The organism is Streptomyces sp. NPDC043726 (assembly GCF_056436565.1).
Genome location: NZ_JBWKCI010000004.1, coordinates 375,345 through 396,264 on the forward strand (window position 1 = coordinate 375,345; position 20,920 = coordinate 396,264).

Here is a 20,920-nt window from a genome sequence, read left to right on the forward strand (position 1 = left end):
GTCCTTAACCCGGCCAGACGATCGCCTGCACCTCGCTGTACGCGTGCAGGGCGTGGGACCCGACGTCCCGGCCGACCCCGCTCTTCTTGAAGCCGCCGAACGGCGCCTCCATGTTCCGGCCGACCGTGTTGACGCCCACTCCGCCCGCCCGCAGCCGCCGGGCGACCCGGAAGGCCCTCGCCACGTCCGCCGACCAGACGTAGTCGATCAGCCCGTAGTCGGAGTCGTTGGCGAGGGCGATCCCCTCGTCCTCCTCGTCGAAGGGGATCACGGCCACCACGGGACCGAAGATCTCCTCCCGCGCGACGGTCATGTCGTTGGTGCAGTCGGCGAGGAGGGTCGGGGCGACATAGAACCCCGTGTCGAGGGCGGGCCGTTCGCCGCCCGTCACCACCACCGCGCCTTCCTTGCGGCCCAGTTCGACGTACGACTCCACCCGCTCCCGGTGCGCGGCGGAGATCACCGGCCCGACCACGGTGTCCGGCTCCCGGGGATCGCCCACCTTCAACCGGCGCGCATAGCCGCTCAGTTGCTCCACCAGCCGGTCGTAGACCCCTCTCTGGGCCAGCACCCGGGTGGGCGCCGTGCAGATCTGCCCGCTGTAGAAGGAGAAGGTCGTCCCGATCCCCGCGACCGCCGAGCCCACGTCCGCGTCGTCGAGGACGAGGGCCGCGCCCTTCCCACCCAGCTCCATCAGCTGCCGCTTCATGTCCCGGCCGCACACCTCGGCGATCCGGCGTCCGACGGCCGTGGAGCCGGTGAAGCTGACCATGTCGACGTCCCCGGAGCCGACCACGGCCTCCCCGGCCTCCGCGGCGGCGCCGGAGACCACGTTCACGACCCCCGGCGGCACCCCGGCCTCCTCCAGCGCCTCCGCCATCCGGTAGACGGACAGGGGATCCTGCGGGGCGGGCTTCACCACGACCGTGTTGCCCATGGCCAGCGCGGGCGCGATCTTCCCGGCCGCGTTGGCCCAGGGGTTGTTGTACGAGGAGATGCAGGCCACGACCCCGACGGGCTGCCGCACGGCCAGCGCGCCCATCACGGCGGCCTTCCCCATCGGCCCCGCCTCGTTGATCTGCGGCGGAACGGCCCACTCGGCGGGCTCCACCCGCGCGTACCGCCGGAACCGGGCGGCGGCCACCCCCACCTGCATCGCCCGGGCCGTGCCGGTCGTCGCCCCGGTCTCCGCCCGCGCCAGCTCGGCGTACGGCACCAGGCGCTCCCGTACGAGGTCCGCGGTCCGGGCGAGCAGCGCGGCCCGTTCCTCGGGTGCCGTGCGCGACCAGGACCCGAAGGCCTCGCTGGCCGCGGCGCAGGCGGCGCGCACCTGATCCCGCGAGGCCTCGGGCGCCCCTCCGACGGTCTCCTCGGTCGCCGGGTCGACGACGTCGTAGAACCCGCCCTCCGGCTCGACCCAGTGCCCGCCGATGAAGAGCCGCTGGCTCACCGGGTGCTCACCGTCCGGGTGTCCTGCCCGGAGCGCAGCACCTTCCCCGGCACCGCCCCGCTCACCACGTCGTCCCGGATCGCCTCGACCCCGTTGACCCACACGGCGCGCACGCCGAGGGCCTTGGAGTCGAGCCGTGGGCTGTCACCCGGCAGGTCGTGCACCAGGGTGGCCGTGCCCGCGTCGATCCGTTCCGGATCGAAGAGCACCAGATCGGCATGGAACCCCTCCTGCACCCGCCCCCGCTCGCGCAGCCCGAAGAGCCGGGCGGGGTCGTCGGTCAGCATCCGCACGGCCTGCTCCAGGCCGACCAGCTTCCGTCCGCGCAGACAGTCACCGAGGAACCGGGTGGTGTACGGCGCCCCGCACATCCGGTCCAGGTGCGCCCCCGCGTCCGAGCCGCCGAGCAGCACGTCCTCGTGCTGCCAGGTCTGGGCCCGCAGCGCCCAGGACGCGGGGTCGTTGTCGGTGGGCATGGGCCACAGCACGGTCCGCAGGTCGTCGGCGGCGCAGATGTCGACGAGACAGGCGAAGGGATCCTGACCGCGCTCGGCGGCGATGTCCCGCACCACCCTCCCGGTCAGCCCGCGGTTCGCCTCGCTGTAGGTGTCGCCGATGACGTACCGCCCGAAGTCGGCGAGCCGCCGGAAGACGCCCGCCTCCTTGGACGCGGCGCGGGCCAGCATCTCGGCCCGGACCTCGGGGTCCCCGAGCCTGGCGATCCGCTCCGGGACGGGCAGCCCGAGGATCGGCCCCCACCCCGGTATCAGGTTCAGCGCGCAGAAGGTGCCCAGGGACATGTTCATCGGGGTCAGGATCGGCATCGTCAGCGCGACGACCCGCCCGCCGGCCTTGCGGGCCCGCTCGCTCGCCAGCAGTTGCCGGGGCACGCGCTCGGGCACGGCGGCGTCGACGGTCAGCACGTTCCAGTTCAAGGGCCGTCCGGCCGCCGCGCTCAGCTCCGCGAACAGGTCGATCTCGGCGTCGCTGAACTGGTCCAGGCACCCGGCCACGATCGCCTCGATCTGCGTCCCCTCGTGCTCGCCGACCGCCTTGGCCAGGGCGAGCAGCTCCGCGGGCCGGGCGTGCCGGGAGGCGACGGGCCGCCCGTCGCCGTCGGAGTGGGTGGACGACTGGGTGGTGGAGAACCCCCAGGCCCCGGCTTCCATGGCGTCGTGCAGCAGCCGCACCATGGCGTCGAGCCGCTCGTCGTCGGGCTGCCCCCCGACGGCCTCGTCGCCCATGACGTACCGCCGCAACGCGCAATGCCCCACCATGAAGCCGGCGTTGACGGCGATCCGCCCCTCCAGGGCGTCCAGGTACTCCCCGAAGGAGTGCCAGGTCCAGGGCGCCCCCTCCTCCAGCGCGACCAGCGACATCCCCTCGACCTTGGACATCATCCGACGCGTGTAGTCGGCATCGGCGGGCCGGGACGGATGGAGCGGCGCGAGCGTGAACCCACAGTTCCCGGCGGCCACGGTGGTCACACCGTGATTGAGGGAGGGCGTGGCGTACGGGTCCCAGAAGAGCTGGGCGTCGTAGTGGGTGTGGGGGTCGACGAACCCGGGGGCGAGGACGAGCCCGGAGGCGTCCTCGACGGTCCGGGCATCCTCGGTGACGTCGGGCGCGATGACGGCGATCCGCCCGTCACGGAGACCGACATCGGCGGTGTAGGAAGGCCCGCCAGTGCCGTCCACAACGGACGCGCCTTTGATGACGTGATCAAGCATGGGTCTTCACCTCCTGGGTGCGGGGCCGGTGCACTTGCTCAGGGGCGCGGGGCTGTGTCAATTTGCGGCTACCGCCGCGCGGGCGCGACCAGCCCCCACGAGCCCGCAGCCGCCAACGACGATCAGACACCCCTCCGGAACCGCGAAGTCCGGTGCACAGGATCCGTGTCGATCTTCGGAATCACGTGCTCCCCGATCAGCCGGATCGTCTGCAGCGTCTCCTCCTTCGGCACCCCCACCGGCAACCCGAAGCTCAACTGGTCCGCCCCCGCCTGCTCCCACCGCTTGCACTGGCGCAGCACCTCGTCGGGATCCCCGCAGATGAGCAGTTCCTCCTCGATGAGGACCTCGACGAACTCCTCGGTGTACTCGGGCAGCGTCTCCGGCCACACGGGGAAGCCCTCGGGCCGCGGGAACGTGTCGTGGTACCGGAAGACCAGCGAGGGCAGATAGTGCAGCCCTCCGCTCACGGCGATCCGCACGGCCTCCTCGTGCGTCGGCGCGCAGATCGCCGTCGTCGTCACCATCACGTTGTCGTTGACGAAGTCCCCGATCGGCTCCGCGTCCACGATCGCCGTCTTGTACTTCTCCAGCACCCACTCCATGTCGGCGACCTTCTGCACGCTGAACCCCAGGACCCCGAGCCCCTTCTTCGCGGCCATGGAGTACGACGGCGGCGACCCGGCCGCGTACCACATCGCGGGGTGGGACTTCCCGTACGGCTTGGGCAGCACCTTTCGCGGCGGCAGCGACCAGTGCTTGCCCTGGAAGCCGACGTACTCGTCCTGGAGCCACATCTTCGGGAACTCGGCGATGGTCTCTTCCCAGATCTCCTTGGTGTGGTTCATGTCCGTGATGCCGGGCAGGAACCCGAGGATCTCGTGCGAGCCGGCGCCCCGCCCGCTGCCGAACTCGAAGCGGTTGCCGGAGAGATGGTCGAGCATGGCGACCTTCTCGGCGACCTTCACGGGGTGGTTGACCTGGGCGAGCGGGTTGAAGATCCCCGAGCCCAGATGGATCCGCTCCGTCGCGTGCGCGAGGTACCCGAGGAAGACGTCGTTGGCCGACAGATGCGAGTACTCCTCCAGGAAGTGGTGCTCGGAGGCCCAGGCGTACTTGAAGCCGGACTTGTCCGCCTGGATGACGTACTCGGTCTCCTCCATCAGCGCCTTGTGCTCGGCGAGCGGATCGGTCTCTGCGCGCTTGCCGACGTATCCCTGTACAAAGAGCCCGAATTCCAAGGCGGTTCACCGTCCCCGGTCTGGAGTTCCCGTCCATTTTTCTGATGGTCCGTCAGATCGCTGACTGTGGCACCACCGGCATGAACCGTCAAGAGCTGACGGTCAGTCAGATTACTGACACCCCGGCCAGCCAGCCGCCGTCGATCACGAACGGCTGACCGGTGATGTAGGAGGAGTCCTCCGAGGTCAGGAAGAGGGCGAGCCGGGCCACCTCCTCCGGTCGCCCGATCCGCCCGAGCGGCACGAGCTTGCGGTACAGCCCGTCCAGGGCACGCGAGGTCTCCTCCGCGTCCGCCGCCGGATCGAGCTGGGCCGGGTTGGACATGGCCGTGTCCACGGCGCCGGGACACATGGCGTTGACGCGGATGCCGCGGGGTGCCAGCTCCAGCGCGGCGACCCGGGTGAGTCCGACGATCGCGTGCTTGGTCGCCGCGTACGCCCCGACCGCCGCCATTCCGGTCAGCCCGGTGTAGGAGGCGGTGTTGACGATGGTCCCGCCGTCCTCCATCTCCGGCGCGACGGTCCGGATCCCGAGGAAGCAGCCGACCTGGTTGACCCGCACGACCCGCATGAACTCGTCGAGGGGCGTGTCCACCAGGGAGTTGAACCGCAGGATCCCCGCGTTGCCGACGAGCCCGTCGATGTGCCCGTAGGCGCGCTTGGCGGCGCCCACGGCCGTCTGCCAGTCCCCCTCCTCCCCCACGTCGAGGTGCACGTACAGCGCCCCGATCTCCTCCGCGAGGGCCCTGCCCTGCTCGTCGAGCACGTCCGCCACGACCACCCGGGCTCCTTCCGCCCGGAACAGCCGCGCCTCCTGCTCCCCCTGCCCGCGTGCCGCCCCCGTGACGATGACGACCCGACCGTCCAGCTTGCCCATGCGCCGACTCCTCACAGATGGGGTCCGATGTCGGCGCCGAACGCCGAGATCTGGTCGATGAGTTCACGGCGGCTCCGGCTGCGGAACCGCACCTGTATCCGGTCCACGCCCATCGCCCGGTACGCCCGCAGCGACTCGGCGAGTTCGTCCGGGCGGCCGGTCAGCGTGCGGCGGCCGACGTGCCAGTCCGGGGTGCCGACGTAGAGCGGTTCGGCGATGGCGCCGATGGTGAAGGGGCCGCCGCGCCCGGCCTGCTCCCTCAGCTGCCGGATACGGCCGATCTGCGCCGGCAGCCGGTCCCTGGGGTCCCCCTGGGGCAGCCACCCGTCCCCCTTGAGCGCCGCCCGGCGCACGGCGGCGGGCGAGGACCCCCCGACCCAGAGGGGGACCCGCTCCTGCGCGGGCCTGGGCAACTGCCCGAGGCCCTCGAAGTCGTACAGCTTGCCGTGGTGCTCGGGGAACTCCTCCGGACCGAGGGCGGCGCGCAGGGCGTCGATGTTCTCGTCGAGTACGGCGCCCCGCTGCCGGAAGTCGACACCCAGGGCCTCGAACTCCTCCTGTACGTGCCCGGCGCCGACGCCCAGGATCAGCCGCCCCCCGCTGAGGTGGTCGAGGGTGGCGTACTGCTTGGCGGTGAGGAGGGGGTGCCGCAGCCCCACCACCGCGATGTGGCTGAGCAGCCGTACGTGCTCGGTGCCGGCGGCGAGGTAGGCGAGGGTGGCGACCGGGTCGTACCAGACCGTGCTCATCGCGGAGGCGAGCCGGCGCGGGATGGCGACGTGGTCGCAGCAGGCGACGTAGGAGAAGCCGGCGTCGTCCGCGGCGCGCGCGACGGCGAGAAGGTCCTCGGGGCTCGCGGCGGCCTCCCAGGGCTCGGCGAAGAGGGTGCTCTGGGACTGGATCGGGAGCTGGATGCCGTAGGACACGCGCGTCCTCCTTGTCTGGCGGTCCGGGAGAGGTCGTCAGGGACGGGCGCCGGGCCACAGGCCGGCCTCCGTCAGTCCGAGCAGGTCGATGGCGTTGCGCCGTACGATCCGCTCGACGACGTCCGCGTCCAGGTGCCCCATCTGGGCCTCGCCGACCTCCCTCGACTTTGGCCAGGTGGAGTCGGAGTGCGGGTAGTCGGTCTCGTAGAGCACGTTGCCGAGCCCGATGGCGTCGAGGTTGCGCAGCCCGAAGGCGTCGTCGAAGAAGCAGCCGTAGACGTGCTCGGCGAACAGCTCGGACGGCGGCCGGTGCACCTTGTCGGCGACCCCGCCCCAGCCCCGGTTCTCCTCCCACACCACGTCCGCCCGCTCCAGGATGTACGGGATCCACCCGATCTGCCCCTCCGCGTACATGACCTTGAGATTCGGGAAGCGCTCGAACTTCCCGCTCATCAGCCAGTCGACCATCGAGAAGCAGCAGTTGGCGAAGGTGATGGTGGAGCCGACGGCGGGCGGCGCGTCGGCGGAGGTGGAGGGCATCCGGCTGCTGGAGCCGATGTGCATGGCGACGACCGTGCCGGTCTCGTCGCAGGCGGCGAGGAAGGGGTCCCAGTCGTCGGTGTGGACGGACGGCAGCCCGAGATGGGGCGGGATCTCGGAGAAGGCGACGGCCCGGACACCGCGGGCGGCGTTCCGCCGTACCTCCTGGGCGGCCAGCTCCGCGTCCCACAGCGGGATGAGCGTGAGCGGTATGAGCCGCCCGCCGGCCCGCGGCCCGCACCACTCCTCCACCATCCAGTCGTTGTAGGCGCGGATGCACAGCAGCCCCAGCTCGTGATCGCCGGCCTCGGTGAAGGTCTGCCCGCAGAAGCGCGGGAAGGTGGGGAAGCAGAGGGCGGACTGGACGTGGTTGAGATCCATGTCGGCGAGCCGCGCCGGGACGTCGTACGACCCCGCCCGCATCTGCTCGTACGTGATGACCTCGAGCTTGATCTCGTCGCGGTCGTACCCCACGGCGGTGTCGAGCCGGGTGAGGGGCCGCCGGAGATCCTCGTACACCCACCAGTCACCGATCGGCCCGTCGTCCCCCTTCTCCCCCATCACGGGCTTGAACCGCCCGCCGAGAAAGGTCATTTCCTTGAGGGGGGCGCGGACGATCCGGGGCCCGATGTCCAGGTACTTCTTCGGGAGCCGTTCCTGCCACACCTGCGGGGGCTCCACCGTGTGGTCGTCGACGGAGATGATCAGGGGAAGGGTGGTTTTGGTCTCCATGGCCGTACGGTAGCGCCGATCTGACGACCCGTCAGCTACCGGGTCGCACCTGGAACCCCGCGTAGAGGTTGTAAGGACCTTGTGGTGTACCGCACGTCTGGCTGTGAGTGCGGTCTCGCACGGCTGACGCATCCGCCATGAACAAGGCAAACTGGCCTGGTTGTCATGACGTTCTGCAGGGGGACGGCGATGGACGGTGTACCGCGGGTGCCGGAGCAGCGGCGAGGCGGCTCTGTCGGCTCACCGGAGCCGACGGCGCTGCGCTTCGGCGTGCTCGGCCCGGTGCGCGCCTGGCGCGAGGGGGAACTGCTCAACACCGGCTCCCCCCAGCAACGCGCGCTGCTCGCGGCCCTGCTGCTGCGGGAGGGCCGTACGGCGACGGCGGCCGAGCTGATCGACGCGCTGTGGGGCGAGGAGCCACCGTCCCAGGCGCTGGCGGCGGTCCGGACGTACGCCTCACGGCTGCGGAAGGTGCTGGACCCCGGGGTCCTGGTCAGCGAGTCCGGCGGCTACGCGGTCCGCGGCCTGGAATCCGGCGCGCTGGACCTGGCGGTGGCGACGGAGCTGGCGACCGAGGCGGAGAAGGCCAAGGGCGCGGGCGACCTGTGCCACGCGCGGGAGGTCCTGAACCGGGCGCTGGCGCTGTGGGACGGGGAACCGCTGGCGGGGGTGCCGGGCCCGTACGCGGAGGCGCAGCGGGTCCGCCTGGAGGAGTGGCGCCTGCAGCTCCTGGAATCCCGCCTGGACATGGACCTGGAGCAGGGCTGCCACGCGGAGGCGGTCTCGGAGCTGACGGCACTCACGGCGGCCCACCCGCTCCGGGAGCGGTTCCGCGAACTGCTGATGCTGGCGCTGTACCGCTCGGGCCGGCAGGCGGAGGCGCTCGCGGTGTACGCGGACACCCGGCGCCTGCTGGCGGACGAGCTCGGGGTGGATCCTCGCCCCGGCCTGCGTGAGCTGCAGCAGCGCATCCTCCAGGCGGACCCGGGCCTGGCGGAACCGTCCGCTCCACTGGCGGAACCGACGGTGGTACCCGTGCGCCCCGCCCAACTTCCCGCGACGGTGCCGGACTTCACGGGCCGGGCGGGCTTCGTCACGGAGCTCAGTGACGTGCTGGCGTCGGCGGAGGGCCGGGTGATGGCGGTCTCCGCCCTGGCCGGGATCGGGGGCGTGGGCAAGACGACGCTGGCGGTGCACGTGGGCCACCAGGCCCGGTCGGCCTTCCCGGACGGGCAGCTGTACGTGGACCTCCAGGGCGCGGGGTCGCGGGCGGCGGAACCGGAGACGGTGCTGGGGTCGTTCCTGCGGGCGCTGGGGACGGCGGACTCGGCGATCCCGGACTCGCTGGAGGAGCGGGCGGCGCTGTACCGCTCGGTGCTGGACGGCCGGAGGGTGCTGGTCCTGCTGGACAACGCGCGGGACGCGGCGCAGGTACGGCCGCTGCTGCCCGGCACGTCGGGCTGTGCGGCGCTGGTGACCTCCCGGGTGCGGATGGTGGACCTGGCGGGGGCGCACCTGGTCGACCTGGACGTGATGTCGCCGGACGAGGCGCTGTCGTTGTTCACGAAGATCGTGGGCGAGGAGAGGGTGGCCTCGGAGCGGAAGGCGGCCCTCGACGTGGTGGCGGCGTGCGGCTTCCTTCCGCTGGCGATCCGCATCGCGGCGTCCCGCCTGGCGGCGCGGCGGACCTGGACGGTCTCGGTCCTGGCGGCGAAGCTGGCCGACGAGCGACGCCGACTGGACGAACTCCAGGCGGGCGACCTGGCGGTCAAGGCGACCTTCGAACTGGGCTACGGCCAACTGGAACCGGCCCAGGCCCGAGCCTTCCGCCTGCTGGGCCTGGCGGACGGGCCGGACATCTCGGTGGCGGCGGCTGCGGCACTGCTCGATCTCGGGGTGCGGGAGACGGAGGAGTTGCTGGAGTCCCTGGTGGACACCTCGCTGCTCGAATCCGCGGCGCCCGGCCGGTATCGCTTCCACGATCTGGTTCGGCTCTACGCGCGTGCTTGCGCGGAGAGGGACGAGTGGCCGCCGAGCGAGCGGGACGAGGCGTTGTCCCGGTTGCTGGACTTCTATCTGGCGACCACCGCGCAGGTGTACTCGATCGAGCATGGCGAGGACCGCCTGACCGATCATCTGGCGCCGACCCGGTATCCGGGGCTGCGCTTCACGGAGGCGACGACGGCCCTCGACTGGCTGTACACGGAGGCCGGGCAACTGCTGGCCTGCGTGCGGCAGGCAGCGGGGACGGAGCGGCTGCGGCGGGCCGTCGATCTGCTGTGGGCAGCAAAGGATCTGACCGAGTCGGGCGCCAACTCGCACCAGTACGAGATGACGGCCGAGGCCACCTGCGAGGCCACCCGAGTCGCGGGCCAGGCGCAGGCGGAGGGCAGGGCCCGCACGGTGCTCAGTGATGTGCTGCTGGTCTCCGGTCGTATCAGGCAGTCGGAGCAGGAGGCGCGGGTCGCCATGGAACTCGCGGCAGGCGCACGCGACTCCATCGCCGTCAGCTGGGTCGCCAACAACCTGGGGCTCATCTGCCTGCACGAGAAGCGGTTCGCCGACGGCAAGGCCTTCTTCGACCAGGCCCTCGTAGGTCTGCGAGCGGCGGGGAACCGGCCGTTCGAAGCGACCGTCCTGGGCAACCTGTCCCGGGCTCACCTCGGCATGGGCAATGTCGCGAAGGCCGTCGAGATCGCCCAGAGCGGTCTCGCGGTGCACACCGAGGTCGGCCGGACCGTGCGCCTGGCCAACGGCCATTTCCAGCTGGGCGTAGCGCTGACCAGGGCGGGCCGGTACACGGAGGCGCTGAGCCAGTTCTCCGACGCGCTCGGTCTCTTCAACGACCATCGGCAGCGGCTCTGGGAGGGCGTCACCCACTTCCGCATCGCCGAGGTGCACGCGGCCGAGCGCCGCCCCGCGCCCGCCGCGCAGCACGCCGAACAGGCCCTCGCACTGGGCTGCATCGGCGGTGACCGCATGCAGGGCAACGTCCTCACGTTGTTGGGGCGTTCGCTGTCCGCACTCGGTCAGGCGGGCAGGGCGCGCGCCTGCTGGCGTGAGGCGCTCAACCTCTACGAGCAGAACAGCGCACCGGAGGCCGAGGATGTGCGCGCGCTGCTCACGTCGGCTGCGGCAGCATAGCGAGCAGGCCTCTCACCTGGGGATTGTCGGCGTTCAGCGTTCGTTTATCTCCCTGGCGCAGACTCGTACTCAGATCGAACCGGCGCCACGGGGGGCAGGCGGTTCGACTCGGAGCCCGGCCGGTTAGTCTGCGGCTCCGAACGCCCGTCCGGTAATCCTCGGGGGAGTTACCGGACGGGCGTTCCTCACTCATCACCGAAAAGAGGAACACGAGCCCATGAGCGAGCAGAAGAAGGACGAGACCGTCTCTCAGGAGAACGACGCCACGGCCGGCGAGACCGTCGCGGACGAGACGATCACCACGATGAACAACTCCATGCCGAGCGAGCCGGCCAAGGTGGAGACGATCACGACGCTCAACAACTCCATGCCGGCCCCGCCCGCCCTGGACCTGGACGGCAACAAGTAAGCCTCATCGCACGGGGATCGGCCGCGGCGGCGCGGAGGGGGAGCCGTCGCGGCCGACGTGTGTCACGGGAAGCCGGGCCTCACAGCCCCTTCACCACCACCCTGGTCGGGCAGAGCTTGCTCATGTCGTCCTCGTCGGACGTGAACAGGACCACGCCCCCGCTCTGCATCCCCGCGATCACCGCGAGGGCCGCGTCGATGGCGTACTTGTGGCCGTGAAGGCCGCTGTCCTGCAGCAGGCCGATCGCCGCGTCGGCGACCTGGCGGGTGACCGGCTCCACCACCACCCGGGACATCGCCCACGACCAGGCCGAGTGCTGCACCTGACCGTGATACGCCTCGACGAGGGTCATGGAACTGGTCACCACGCGAATGCCCGAACGGTGGGCCTCGTTCAGCCGGGCGGTCATTTCCCGCTCACGCAGCACCGCCCTCGACAGGGCCTCACAGTCCAGTACGTAGGTTCCGGTGGCCATCAGCCCGCCATCGGAAGTCCCGGACCGGCGCCCTCGGCCCCGGCGGCACGCTCGGCGAAGATCCGGTCGAACTCCCGCCGCTCCGCTTCGGCGGCGGCGATCTCCTCGTCCGTCAGCGCACTGCCGTCCTCCTGCATCCACGCCACCAGTTCACCGAGCCGGTCCTGCTCCCGCTGGCGCTCTATGGCCCGCGTGACATAGGCACTGAACCCGCCGGCCCCGACCTCCCGCCGAATCTCCTCGGCGAGCTCCTCCGGCAGGGTCACGGTGTACTTCCTGGTTGCCATACCACTCACCATACCGACCCTCTCCCCACCCGGCCGGTCGTGTTCGAGCCCTCACCCTCTGTAAGGTCCGGCGCATGAGCGACCCCTGGCAAGCGGACCGCATCGGCAGTGCTCTTCGGGGGCGGAATCCGACCGTGCTGAGGCAGCTCCCGAGTGGGGGGTTCGCTGTGGTCGGGGATGTGCAGTTCTTGCCCGGGTACTGCCTGCTGCTCGTCGGCCGGCCCTCCGTGCAGCGGCTGTCCGAGCTGGCCAAGTCCGAGCGGCTCGCCTTCCTGAGTGACATGGATCTGCTGGGCGAGGCTGTCGAGCGGGTGTGTGCGCGGCTGGACCCCGGGTTTCGGCGGGTCAATCTGGAGATCCTGGGGAACACCGACCCCTACCTCCACGCGCACGTCTGGCCCCGCTACGACTGGGAGCCCCCCGACCTCCTCGGCAGGCCCGTCTGGCTCTACCCGCGTGAACGGTGGAGCGACCCCCGGTACGCACTCGGGGAGAGGCACCAGCCCTTGCGGGACGCCCTCCGGCAGGAGCTGCGGCGCCTGACGAAGCCCGGCGCCGCGTGACTCCCGGCCCGGCTACCCCCTGCGCCCCGTCCCCGAGCCGAAGCCCAGCCACGTGTGCCGGTTGCCCCACCAGCACCAGCCCACCTTCGGGGCGTCCCGGCGTTCCCGGCCGTCCCTGCCCGTGCCGTTGCTGATCCAGATCGCCGGGGTCCGCGCGTCCAGGCTGCCGTTCGCCTTGCGGAGACGGGAGCCGATGGTCATGAAGCAGTGGTTGCGTTCCAGGGCCGCCGGTTCCTGGAGCAGCCAGTGGATGCCCTCCGTCAGGATCAGCGGCGTACGGCCCTCCTTGGTCAGCGCCGGCAGCGCCTCCTCCGGGCTCCAGTTGGACTTGTCGTCACCCCTGTCCACGCCCGTCACCACGTACAGCCCGGCAGGTGACGGCAACTCCAGCTCCCACGGCGTGAATTCGTCCACGTCCGGCATGTCCACCACCACGAAGCCCGGCTTCCCCCCGTGCCGCAGCAGCGGCGCCAACGCCGACGCCGGCACCCGATCAGGATGCACCGCCAGCAGCGCCCCTTCCCCGCCCTCCGCCTTCTCCGCGAAGGCACGCACGTCCTCCGCCGGTATCCCCGCCAGTTCGTGCACCCCGAGTTCGATCAGGCGCTCCGCCTGCGCGGTGAGTTCCGGCAACGCTGCGGTGTAGGACACGGTCCGCACTCCTCAGTTCGGTCAGTGGTCAAGCGTTTACCGACTGATCATCCATCACCTCTCATGATTAATGGGCTATTTGGGGCCGGGCCCTGTCAGCACGCCACCCACCGGCCCCATCCTCATGGCATGAACCTGCCGCCCGACGGACGGGCCGCAGCCTCATGGAGGTGTGGGATGCACCGCAGACTCGGTACCGCACTTGCAACCTCGGCCATATCCCTCGTCACCGTCGTCGCCACGGCCACCGCCGCCGACGCCGCCCCCGCCGACAAGCCCCAGGTCCTCTCCAGTTGGACGCAGACCAGCGCGACCAGCTACAACGCCTGGGCCTCCGCCCGGAACAACCAGTCCGCCTGGTCCGCCTACGGGTTCGACTGGTCCACCGACTACTGCTCCTCCTCGCCGGACAACCCCTTCGGCTTCCCCTTCAGCCTCTCCTGCGCCCGTCACGACTTCGGCTACCGCAACTACAAGGCCGCGGGCACGTTCAGCGCCAACAAGGACCGCCTCGACAGCGCCTTCTACGAAGACCTCAAGCGCGTCTGCAACAACTACGGCGGCGCCACCAAGACCGCCTGCACCAGCACCGCCTGGACCTACTACCAGGCCGTCCGCGCCTTCGGCTGACCGGAGAGAACGAGGGGGCGCCGGGCTCAGCCGCCGGCGCCCCGCCTCAGCTCGCCCTTCACCACCTTGCCGCTCGCGTTCCTCGGCAGCTCCGCCACGAACTCCACCGACCGCGGCACCTTGTAGTTCGCCATCTCCCGGCGGGACCAGGCCATCAGGTCGTCCGCCGTCAGGACCGAGCCCGGCCGACGGACCACGTACGCCCTGCCCACCTCCCCGAGCCGCGCGTCCGGAACGCCGATCACCGCCACGTCCGCCACATCTGAGTGCAGGGCCAGCAGTTGCTCGATCTCCGCCGGGTACGCGTTGAAGCCGCCGACGATGAACATGTCCTTCAGACGGTCCGTGATGCGCAGGTTCCCCCGGTCGTCCAGCACCCCCACGTCCCCGGTCCGCAGCCAGCCGTCCTCCGTCAGCGCCTCCGCCGTCGCCCGCTCGTCCTCGTAGTAGCCGCGCATGACGTTGAAGCCCCGGACCAGGACCTCCCCCGGCTCGCCGGCCCCGCCGGAGACCCGCACCTCCACCCCCGGTATCGCCCGCCCCGACGTCGACGCGATCACCGAGAGGTCGTCCCCCTGGCGGCACATCGTCACCACACCGCTCGCCTCCGAGAGGCCGTACGCGGTCAGGACCGTCGACACCCCCAGCTCCGCGCGCAGGCGCGAGACCAGCCGCAGGGGCACGACCGCCGCGCCCGTCACCACCAGCCGCAGCGAGGAGAGGGCGAAGGAGTCCCTCGCCGGGTGGTCCAGCAGTGACTGCAGCAGCGTCGGCGGGCCCGGCAGCACCGACACCCGCTCGGCGGCCACGTTCGCCAGCACCGTGTCCACGTTGAACACCGGCTGCGGGATCATCGTCGCCCCGCGCATCAGACAGGCCAGTACGCCCGCCTTGTAACCGAAGGTGTGGAAGAAGGGGTTCACGATCAGGTAGCGGTCACCCTGCCTCAACCCGGCCAGCTCGCACCAGACTTCGTACGCCCGCAGGCTCTGCGCGTGGGTGATCACCGCGCCCTTGGGGCGGCCCGTCGTCCCGGACGTGTACACGATGTCCGACGGCCACGACCCCTCGACGCCGTCCCAGCGCCGCCGCACCTCCGCGGGCCCCACGCCCTCCCCGGCCGCCAGGAAGTCCTTCCAGGTGCGGAAGTCGGGCGGGGCGTCGTCCGAGAGCACGACCACGTCCAGCTCGGGAAGGCCGCCCCCGAGGGCCCTGCGCAGGGACGCCACGTACGACGTTCCCAGGAACGTGCCCGTCACGAACAGCAGTCGCGCCCCGCTCCGGCGCAGCACGTCCGCCGCCTCGACGCCCTTGAACCGCGTGTTCAGCGGGACCAGCACCGCCCCGGCCGACACCGCCCCGAGCGCCGCGACGATCCAGTCCAGCGAGTTCGGCGCCCAGACGGCCACCCGGTCGCCCGGCCGGACCCCGTTCGCCATGCACGCCGCCGTCGACCGCTCGACGCGGGCGCCCAGTTCGGCGTACGAGATCCGGGTCCGGCCCTCCACGACGGCCTCGGTGTCCGCGTACCGCTCGGCCGCGTACCGCACCAGGCCCGGAATGCCGCCCCACTCCACGTCACCGCGCACCACAGCCCCCAACCTTCCCCGGCTCTCGACCATGTCCGAGCCGGGGTGACCTCATAGCTGACTGCCCGTCAGATTAGCTGTAACCTGACGCCCTGTCAGCCGACGGGAAGCAGACGGGGAGGGGCTCAGCCATGGTCGGGATCAAGGACGCCACCGCCATCGTCGGGATCGGACAGACCCCCTTCGCCAAGCGACTGCCGGAGGACGAACGCACCCTCGCCTGCCGCGCCGTGCTCGCCGCCCTCGACGACGCCGGGATCGCGCCCGGCGAGGTCGACGCGCTCGCCTCCTACACCATGGAGGAGACGGACGAGGTCGAACTGGCGAAGGCCGTCGGCCTCGGCGACCTCACCTTCTTCTCCAAAGTCGGTTACGGCGGCGGCGGTTCGTGCGCCACCGTCGCCCACCTCGCCGCGGCCATCGCCGCGGGGCAGGCCACCGTCGGTGTCGCCTGGCGGTCCCGCAAGCGGGGCTCGGGGCCCCGGCCGTGGACCAACACGGCCGTCCAGCTCCGCACGCCCGCCCAGTGGACCCGGCCCTTCGGCCTCCTCCGGCCCGTCGACGAGATCGCCATGCTCGCCCGCCGTCACATGCACGAGTACGGCACCACCCGGGACCACCTGTTCAACGTCGCGCTCGCCTGCCGGAACCGGGCCAACCAGAACCCCGCCGCGATCATGTACGACCGCCCCCTGACCCGCGAGATGTACATGACCTCCCGCTGGATCAGCGAACCGCTCTGCCTGTTCGACAACTGCCTGGAGACGGACGGGGCGTTGGCCTGTGTCGTCGTCAGCGCGGAGCGCGCCCGGGACTGCGCCCAGCGGCCCGTCTACGTCCACTCCGCCGCCCAGGGCCTGCCCGCCCAGCACCACGGCATGGTCAACTACTGGAACGACGACCCCCTCACCGGTCCCGCCTGGACGGCCGCCCGGCACCTGTGGAAGCACGCCGACCTCACCCCGCAGGACATCGACGTCGCCCAGATCTACGACGCCTTCACCGCACTCGTGCCGCTCTCGCTGGAGGGATACGGCTTCTGCGGGCGCGGGGAGGGCGGGGCGTTCACCGAGCAGGGCGCCCTGGAGATCGGCGGACGGCTGCCGCTGAACACCGGGGGCGGCGGGCTCTCCGAGGCCTACGTGCACGGCTTCAACCTCGTCAACGAGGGCGTCAAGCAGCTCCGCTGGACCAGTACGGCCCAGGTCCCCGGCGCCGCCACCTGCCTCGTCACCGCAGGCGAGGGTGTCCCCACGTCCGCTCTGCTGCTAAGGAGCTAGCCATGCTCACGCCGGTCACCGATCCCGACGGCGCCCCCTTCTGGCAGTACGCGGCCGCGGGCGAACTCCGCGTCCAGGCCTGCGCCGACTGCGGCGAGCCGCGCTTCCCGCCCCGCCCGTGCTGTCCCCACTGCCAGTCCTTCGGCACCACCTGGCGGAAGGTCGGCGGACACGGACGGATCTGGTCCTACGTCGTCCCGCACCCGCCCCTGCTGCCGGACTACGCGGCGCAGGCGCCGTACAACGTCGTCGTCGTGGAACTTCTCGACGCGCCCCGGATACGACTGGTCGGCAACCTCGTCGCGCGGGCCGGGGGCGCGCCGAACGAGGTGCCCGCCGACCGGCTGCGCATCGGGGCCCGGGTCCAGGTCGTCTTCGGTCCCGACGGGCTGCCCCAGTGGGTCCTGGAGCGGCCGTGAGCGGTCTGCTGATCAGCGCCGACAAGGACAGCGGCGTCGCCGTGCTCACCCTGAACCGGCCCGGCCGGCTCAACGCCCTGGACCTCGCCACGGCCGCCGAACTGAGCGAGTGCTGGCGGGCGTTCCGGTTCGACGACTCCGTGCGGGCCCTCGTGCTCACCGGTGCCGGGGAACGGGCCTTCTGCACCGGGATCGACCGGGACGCCGAGGTGCCGCAGCCGGACTCGCCGTACATGCAGGACGATCCGCTGCTGAGGGTCGGGCCCAAGTCCAACGACCTGTGGAAGCCGGTCGTCGCCGCCGTGCGCGGGATGGCCTGCGGCGGGGCCTTCTATCTGCTCGGGGAGTGCGATTTCGTCGTGGCCGATCCCACGGCCGTCTTCTTCGATCCCCACACCACCTACGGCATGGTCAGCGCCTACGAGTCGATGCTCATGGCCCGGCGCATGCCCTCCGGCGAGGTCGCCCGGATGATGCTCATGGGCACCGCCGAGCGGATCTCCGCACGCCGGGCCCATGAGGTGGGTCTCGTCTCCGAAGTCACCGAGGAGGGCGGCGACTTGGCGGCGGCCGTGCGGTGCGCGTCCGTCATCGCCGGGTATCCGGCGGGCGCCGTCCAGGGCACCGTCCGCGCGCTCTGGGCCGCCCAGGAGGCCGCCCGGGCCGCGGCCTTCGCCCAGGCGCCCCATCTCATCGCCCTGGGGAACCTGCCGCCGGGAGAGCAGGCGGAGCTGTTCTCCCGGCGGCAGCGGACCTACCGCGTCCGGTAGCCGCTCACCGAGCGGTCGCGAACGACTCCGACTCGCACTCGGCGACCTTCGCCGCGAGCCCGCCGTTCGACAGCTCCACCTGCACGGTCGCCGTCTCGCTCCCGGCCACGAACTCGTCCACCGTGCGGGTCTCCACGATGTTCTTCGACGCGTCGAGGAAGTCGACCGTGATCGTGTAGGTGGCGCCGGAGGTGTTCGGGTTGGCGACCTCCAGCGTGGCGTACGGCTCCTGCTCCGTCGCACAGCTCACCAGCAGCACCATGGCGTCCTGCGGCTGCCCGGCGCTCGCACCGCCCGAGCCGGAGCCGCCCGAACTCACGTCGTCATCGTCGTCGTACCGCGACGACGAGCTGTCGTGGTCCTGGCCCGAACTGCTGCACCCGCCCCCGCTGTCACCGTCCCCGCTGCTGCCGCCGTGCCCCCGCCCCGACGAGAAGCCCGTCAGGGAGAGGACCACCAATGCCGTGACCGCTGCGAACTTGAGCTTGCGCCCCCGAAGATCCATGCGCGGAACCCTAGCGATCGGCTGTCACGAGCATGTCACCGCATGGCGACCGGGGCGTCCCCGGCGTAGCGTCTGGGGTGAGAGCGGCGTACCCCCCGCTCCCGGCAGCGACGGCCGCCGTCTGGCCCCTTCCGTGCACCGGTACGACGGCCGTCCCCCGACCCGGGGGACGTCAGGCGGTCCGTGCCGTCCCCGTCCCCTTCTCCGCGTCCAGCGCGTACACGCACCGGTCCTTGCTGCACGCGTAGACGACGCCGTCCTCCACGACCGGCGAACCGGTGATCTCACCGCCGGTCGCCAGCTTCCACCGGAGCCGGCCGTCGTCGGCCTTGAGGGTGTAGAGCAGGTGGTCCGTGGAGCCGAAGTGGATACGGCCCGCCGCCACCGCCGGGGCGCCCACGATGTCGCCGCCCGACTGGAAGCGCCACTTCGGGGTGCCGGTGACCGCGTCCAGCGTGTACAGGCCCTTGCCGCTGCCGACGTGGACGTGCCCGGCGGCCACCAGGACCGGCTCGATCGAGGACCGGGACTCCGTCGCGATCCGCCAGCGGTCGCGGCCGTCGGTGGCGTCCAGGGCGTAGACCGTGCCGAGGTAGTCGGCGAGGTAGACACCGCCGCCGGTCACCGCCGGGCCCGGCACGAAGGCGGGTGGGCAGAGGAAGACCGCCGGGGCCTCGAAATGCCAGCGGACCTGGCCCGAGGCGACGTCCAGCGCCAGCACCCGGGTGCCGGCGGAGACGTAGACATAGCCGTCCTGCGCCTGCGAGATCCGCACCGGGACTCCGCCGCAGGAGGCCGCGTCGCCGATCGGGTACGACCAGCGCTCGTCGCCGGTGCGGGCGTCCAGGGCCCTGAGCCGGGCGTCCTGCCAGACGTACACCGTGCCCTCGCACAGCGCCGGGCCCGCCTCCGGTGACTCGAAGTCGGTCTGGGCGCCCGTGAGTTCCCACAGCTTCTGTCCCGTGGACGCCTCCCAGGCCTGGACCCCGCCGCCGCGGGTGCCGGTGACGACCGTGCCGCGCTCGGCCTTGAGGGAGTAGACCCAGGCGTCCGTCGGCAGCCGCCACAGGTCGCCGCCCTCCCGGCAGTCCAGGGCGAACAGGGTGGGGCCGTCGGAGGCGTGGATCCGGCCGTCCGCGACCGCCATGGACCAGGCGACGTCCCTGGTCTTGAAGCGGCGCCGGCCCGTGCCGACGTCCAGCGCGTGCACCTCGAAGGAGGTGACGTAGACCAGGTCACCGGAGACCGCCGGGGTGCCCCACACGTCGTTGGACATCCGGAACCGCCAGGGGCGCCAGCCGCTCGCCGCCTCCGGGGGCGCGGCCGGGGCCGGGGGCACGGCGGGGCCCACGGCGGAGTCCGTGCCGTTGACCCCGGGGCGCGGCTTGGACCAGGAGGCGACCAGGCCCGCCTCCGGCGGCGGCGCCTTCACGGCGGCGGCGCGGGCGTCGGCGACGCGCGGCCCGGGGCCGATCGGCACCTGGGCGCCCGCCAGGCGCACCGGGCCCGTGTCGGGGGCGCCGACCGGGACCGGCGGGGAGTGGGAGGGCGGGGGCGGGATGTTCCGCCCGGCGCTGCGGCCGGCGGGCGGTCCGGACTTGGCGGGCGGGCGGCCGTTGCGCCGCGCCTCGATCAGGCTCACCGCCCGCTCGGGCAGCCAGGCCGACGCCGTACCGCTGTCGTCCGAGCCCGAGCCGAACAGGTGCGGGGCCAGCTGGGCCTGGAGGTCGGCCGGGTTGGGGCGGCCGGTCGCCTCCATCTGCATGCAGGACTCGATCAGCGGGCGCAGCTCGTCCGGGAGGCCTTCGAGGTCCGGGCCCTCCCGGAGCAGCATGAAGACGGTCTCGACCGGGTTGGCGCCGTGGAAGGGCGGGTGGCCGGTCGCCGCGAACACCAGCATGGAGCCCAGCGAGAAGACGTCGCTGGCGCCGGTGACGCTGCGGGAGTCCTTGGCCTGCTCGGGGGACATGTAGGCGGGGGTGCCGACGGCGACGTTCGTCATCGTCAAACGCGTGTTCGATACGCCGGAGGCGATGCCGAAGTCGATGACGCGGGGGCCGTCCTCGACCACGAGCACGTTCGACGGCTTCAGGTCGCGGTGGACGAGCCCCGCGCCGTGGATCGACTGCAGCGCCTCCGCGACGCCCGCCGCGAGCCAGCGCACCGCCTGGGCCGGGAGGGGCCCGCACTCGTTCACTATCTCTTCGAGGGAGGGCGCGGGCACGTAGGCGGTGGCCAGCCAGGGCACGGCGGCGCGCGGGTCGGCGTCGACCACGGCCGCCGTGTAGAAGCCCGAGACGGCCCGGGCCGCCTCCACCTCGCGCGTGAAGCGGACGCGGAAGAGCTGGTCCTCGGCGAGTTCCGTACGGACCGTCTTGATCGCCACGCGCCGCCCGGACGCCGAGCGCGCGAGATAGACCAGCCCCATGCCGCCGGCCCCCAGCCGTCCCAGCACCTCGAACGGCCCGATCCGCCGCGGATCGTGCTGTGTCAGCTGATCCACCACTTGCCTGCCACCTCCCCGTACGGGCCGCGTCACCCACGTATGTACGCGACCCCGTGCAGCGTCTCACCACCGCACCGCCATGGCGGCACGCACCCCGATCCTTCCTGTCCGCGGGCGTGGTTGCGAACCCGGGGTCGAATCGGGGTGTCTCCGGACAAAAACCTCAGTTCGACCGCTCCAGTACGGCGAACGAGGC

19 protein-coding genes are annotated in these 20,920 nt (G+C 71.7%); 7 read left to right on the top strand and 12 right to left on the bottom strand.

Annotated features, from left to right (window positions below; genetic code table 11):
* Positions 1 to 4: 4 nt before the first annotated feature.
* The 6 genes from AC068Z_RS13895 to AC068Z_RS13920 all read right to left on the bottom strand — a co-directional run bounded on the left by AC068Z_RS13895 (position 5) and on the right by AC068Z_RS13920 (position 7,496).
* Positions 5 to 1,450: an aldehyde dehydrogenase family protein gene (locus AC068Z_RS13895; RefSeq protein WP_478554833.1), complete on the bottom strand. Its 1,446-nt coding sequence runs from the start codon at positions 1,448 to 1,450 to the stop codon at positions 5 to 7.
* On the bottom strand, positions 1,447 to 3,180 hold the full coding sequence (locus AC068Z_RS13900; RefSeq protein WP_478554834.1) for an N-acyl-D-amino-acid deacylase family protein: 1,734 nt from the start codon (positions 3,178 to 3,180) through the stop codon (positions 1,447 to 1,449). The genes AC068Z_RS13895 and AC068Z_RS13900 overlap by 4 nt, the downstream gene beginning before the upstream one ends.
* Before the next feature lie 122 nt (positions 3,181 to 3,302).
* The gene (locus AC068Z_RS13905) at positions 3,303 to 4,421 is read right to left on the bottom strand and encodes an LLM class flavin-dependent oxidoreductase (RefSeq protein ID WP_478554835.1); all 1,119 of its coding nucleotides are present in this window, start codon (positions 4,419 to 4,421) and stop codon (positions 3,303 to 3,305) included.
* Positions 4,422 to 4,527: 106 nt separating this feature from the next.
* On the bottom strand, positions 4,528 to 5,298 hold the full coding sequence (locus AC068Z_RS13910; protein ID WP_478554836.1) for an SDR family NAD(P)-dependent oxidoreductase: 771 nt from the start codon (positions 5,296 to 5,298) through the stop codon (positions 4,528 to 4,530).
* 11 nt (positions 5,299 to 5,309) lie between these two features.
* A complete protein-coding gene (locus tag AC068Z_RS13915; protein ID WP_478554837.1) occupies positions 5,310 to 6,224 on the bottom strand; it encodes an LLM class F420-dependent oxidoreductase in 915 nt (304 codons plus the stop codon).
* Between the two features lie 36 nt (positions 6,225 to 6,260).
* Positions 6,261 to 7,496 carry an amidohydrolase family protein gene (locus AC068Z_RS13920; protein ID WP_478554838.1) on the bottom strand — a complete coding sequence of 412 codons (1,236 nt, stop codon included), beginning with the start codon at positions 7,494 to 7,496 and terminating at the stop codon, positions 6,261 to 6,263.
* Positions 7,497 to 7,685: 189 nt separating this feature from the next.
* Here AC068Z_RS13920 and afsR point away from each other — a divergent pair, with 189 nt between their 5' ends.
* Entirely contained in the window at positions 7,686 to 10,640 is a 2,955-nt protein-coding gene (gene afsR / locus AC068Z_RS13925) for an SARP-family global regulator AfsR (RefSeq protein ID WP_478554839.1), read from the top strand.
* A 217-nt stretch (positions 10,641 to 10,857) separates the two neighbouring features.
* A complete protein-coding gene (afsS, locus tag AC068Z_RS13930; RefSeq protein WP_478554840.1) occupies positions 10,858 to 11,049 on the top strand; it encodes a regulatory protein AfsS in 192 nt (63 codons plus the stop codon).
* Between the two features lie 79 nt (positions 11,050 to 11,128).
* Here afsS and AC068Z_RS13935 read toward each other — a convergent pair whose 3' ends face one another.
* Positions 11,129 to 11,524, bottom strand: coding sequence for a hypothetical protein (locus AC068Z_RS13935; RefSeq protein WP_478554841.1), 396 nt, complete (start codon positions 11,522 to 11,524; stop codon positions 11,129 to 11,131).
* Positions 11,524 to 11,811, bottom strand: coding sequence for a ribbon-helix-helix domain-containing protein (locus AC068Z_RS13940; RefSeq protein ID WP_478554842.1), 288 nt, complete (start codon positions 11,809 to 11,811; stop codon positions 11,524 to 11,526). The genes AC068Z_RS13935 and AC068Z_RS13940 overlap by 1 nt, the downstream gene beginning before the upstream one ends.
* Before the next feature lie 74 nt (positions 11,812 to 11,885).
* Here AC068Z_RS13940 and AC068Z_RS13945 point away from each other — a divergent pair, with 74 nt between their 5' ends.
* The gene (locus tag AC068Z_RS13945; protein ID WP_478554843.1) at positions 11,886 to 12,374 is read left to right on the top strand and encodes an HIT family protein; all 489 of its coding nucleotides are present in this window, start codon (positions 11,886 to 11,888) and stop codon (positions 12,372 to 12,374) included.
* A 12-nt stretch (positions 12,375 to 12,386) separates the two neighbouring features.
* Here the strand turns inward: AC068Z_RS13945 and AC068Z_RS13950 are convergent, their stop codons facing one another.
* A complete protein-coding gene (locus tag AC068Z_RS13950; protein WP_478554844.1) occupies positions 12,387 to 13,025 on the bottom strand; it encodes a DUF5701 family protein in 639 nt (212 codons plus the stop codon).
* A gap of 177 nt (positions 13,026 to 13,202) precedes the next feature.
* Here AC068Z_RS13950 and AC068Z_RS13955 point away from each other — a divergent pair, with 177 nt between their 5' ends.
* Positions 13,203 to 13,655, top strand: coding sequence for a phospholipase (locus AC068Z_RS13955; RefSeq protein WP_478554845.1), 453 nt, complete (start codon positions 13,203 to 13,205; stop codon positions 13,653 to 13,655).
* A gap of 26 nt (positions 13,656 to 13,681) precedes the next feature.
* On the opposite strand, the gene AC068Z_RS13960 is transcribed toward AC068Z_RS13955, so the two are convergent.
* The gene (locus tag AC068Z_RS13960) at positions 13,682 to 15,244 is read right to left on the bottom strand and encodes a FadD3 family acyl-CoA ligase (protein WP_478555368.1); all 1,563 of its coding nucleotides are present in this window, start codon (positions 15,242 to 15,244) and stop codon (positions 13,682 to 13,684) included.
* 131 nt (positions 15,245 to 15,375) lie between these two features.
* On the opposite strand from AC068Z_RS13960, the gene AC068Z_RS13965 reads away from it, so the two are divergent.
* The 3 genes from AC068Z_RS13965 to AC068Z_RS13975 are packed head-to-tail and all read left to right on the top strand — an operon-like array spanning position 15,376 to position 17,713.
* Positions 15,376 to 16,524, top strand: a complete 1,149-nt coding sequence (locus tag AC068Z_RS13965; RefSeq protein ID WP_478554846.1) for a lipid-transfer protein — start codon at positions 15,376 to 15,378, stop codon at positions 16,522 to 16,524.
* 2 nt (positions 16,525 to 16,526) lie between these two features.
* Positions 16,527 to 16,943 (top strand): Zn-ribbon domain-containing OB-fold protein, encoded by a 417-nt coding sequence (locus AC068Z_RS13970; protein WP_478554847.1) that lies wholly within the window; start codon positions 16,527 to 16,529, stop codon positions 16,941 to 16,943.
* A complete protein-coding gene (locus AC068Z_RS13975) occupies positions 16,940 to 17,713 on the top strand; it encodes an enoyl-CoA hydratase/isomerase family protein (protein ID WP_478554848.1) in 774 nt (257 codons plus the stop codon). Before AC068Z_RS13970 ends, AC068Z_RS13975 begins: the two co-directional genes overlap by 4 nt.
* A gap of 4 nt (positions 17,714 to 17,717) precedes the next feature.
* Here the strand turns inward: AC068Z_RS13975 and AC068Z_RS13980 are convergent, their stop codons facing one another.
* Together AC068Z_RS13980 and AC068Z_RS13985 are read right to left on the bottom strand one after the other, a co-directional pair.
* Positions 17,718 to 18,218, bottom strand: a complete 501-nt coding sequence (locus tag AC068Z_RS13980; protein ID WP_478554849.1) for a hypothetical protein — start codon at positions 18,216 to 18,218, stop codon at positions 17,718 to 17,720.
* Positions 18,219 to 18,390: 172 nt separating this feature from the next.
* Positions 18,391 to 20,724, bottom strand: coding sequence for an outer membrane protein assembly factor BamB family protein (locus AC068Z_RS13985; protein ID WP_478554850.1), 2,334 nt, complete (start codon positions 20,722 to 20,724; stop codon positions 18,391 to 18,393).
* Between the last annotated feature and the right edge of the window lie 196 nt (positions 20,725 to 20,920).

Bases quoted from the DNA above. Each gene is read 5' to 3' on its own strand.
- AC068Z_RS13900 (WP_478554834.1), bottom strand. From the start codon at position 3,180: ATGCTTGATCACGTCATCAAAGGCGCGTCCGTTGTGGACGGCACTGGC.
- AC068Z_RS13980 (WP_478554849.1), bottom strand. From the start codon at position 18,218: ATGGATCTTCGGGGGCGCAAGCTCAAGTTCGCAGCGGTCACGGCATTG.
- AC068Z_RS13945 (WP_478554843.1), top strand. From the start codon at position 11,886: ATGAGCGACCCCTGGCAAGCGGACCGCATCGGCAGTGCTCTTCGGGGG.
- AC068Z_RS13935 (WP_478554841.1), bottom strand. From the start codon at position 11,524: ATGGCCACCGGAACCTACGTACTGGACTGTGAGGCCCTGTCGAGGGCG.
- AC068Z_RS13955 (WP_478554845.1), top strand. From the start codon at position 13,203: ATGCACCGCAGACTCGGTACCGCACTTGCAACCTCGGCCATATCCCTC.
- AC068Z_RS13920 (WP_478554838.1), bottom strand. From the start codon at position 7,496: ATGGAGACCAAAACCACCCTTCCCCTGATCATCTCCGTCGACGACCAC.
- afsR (WP_478554839.1), top strand. From the start codon at position 7,686: ATGGACGGTGTACCGCGGGTGCCGGAGCAGCGGCGAGGCGGCTCTGTC.
- afsS (WP_478554840.1), top strand. From the start codon at position 10,858: ATGAGCGAGCAGAAGAAGGACGAGACCGTCTCTCAGGAGAACGACGCC.
- AC068Z_RS13940 (WP_478554842.1), bottom strand. From the start codon at position 11,811: ATGGCAACCAGGAAGTACACCGTGACCCTGCCGGAGGAGCTCGCCGAG.
- AC068Z_RS13970 (WP_478554847.1), top strand. From the start codon at position 16,527: ATGCTCACGCCGGTCACCGATCCCGACGGCGCCCCCTTCTGGCAGTAC.
- AC068Z_RS13910 (WP_478554836.1), bottom strand. From the start codon at position 5,298: ATGGGCAAGCTGGACGGTCGGGTCGTCATCGTCACGGGGGCGGCACGC.
- AC068Z_RS13965 (WP_478554846.1), top strand. From the start codon at position 15,376: ATGGTCGGGATCAAGGACGCCACCGCCATCGTCGGGATCGGACAGACC.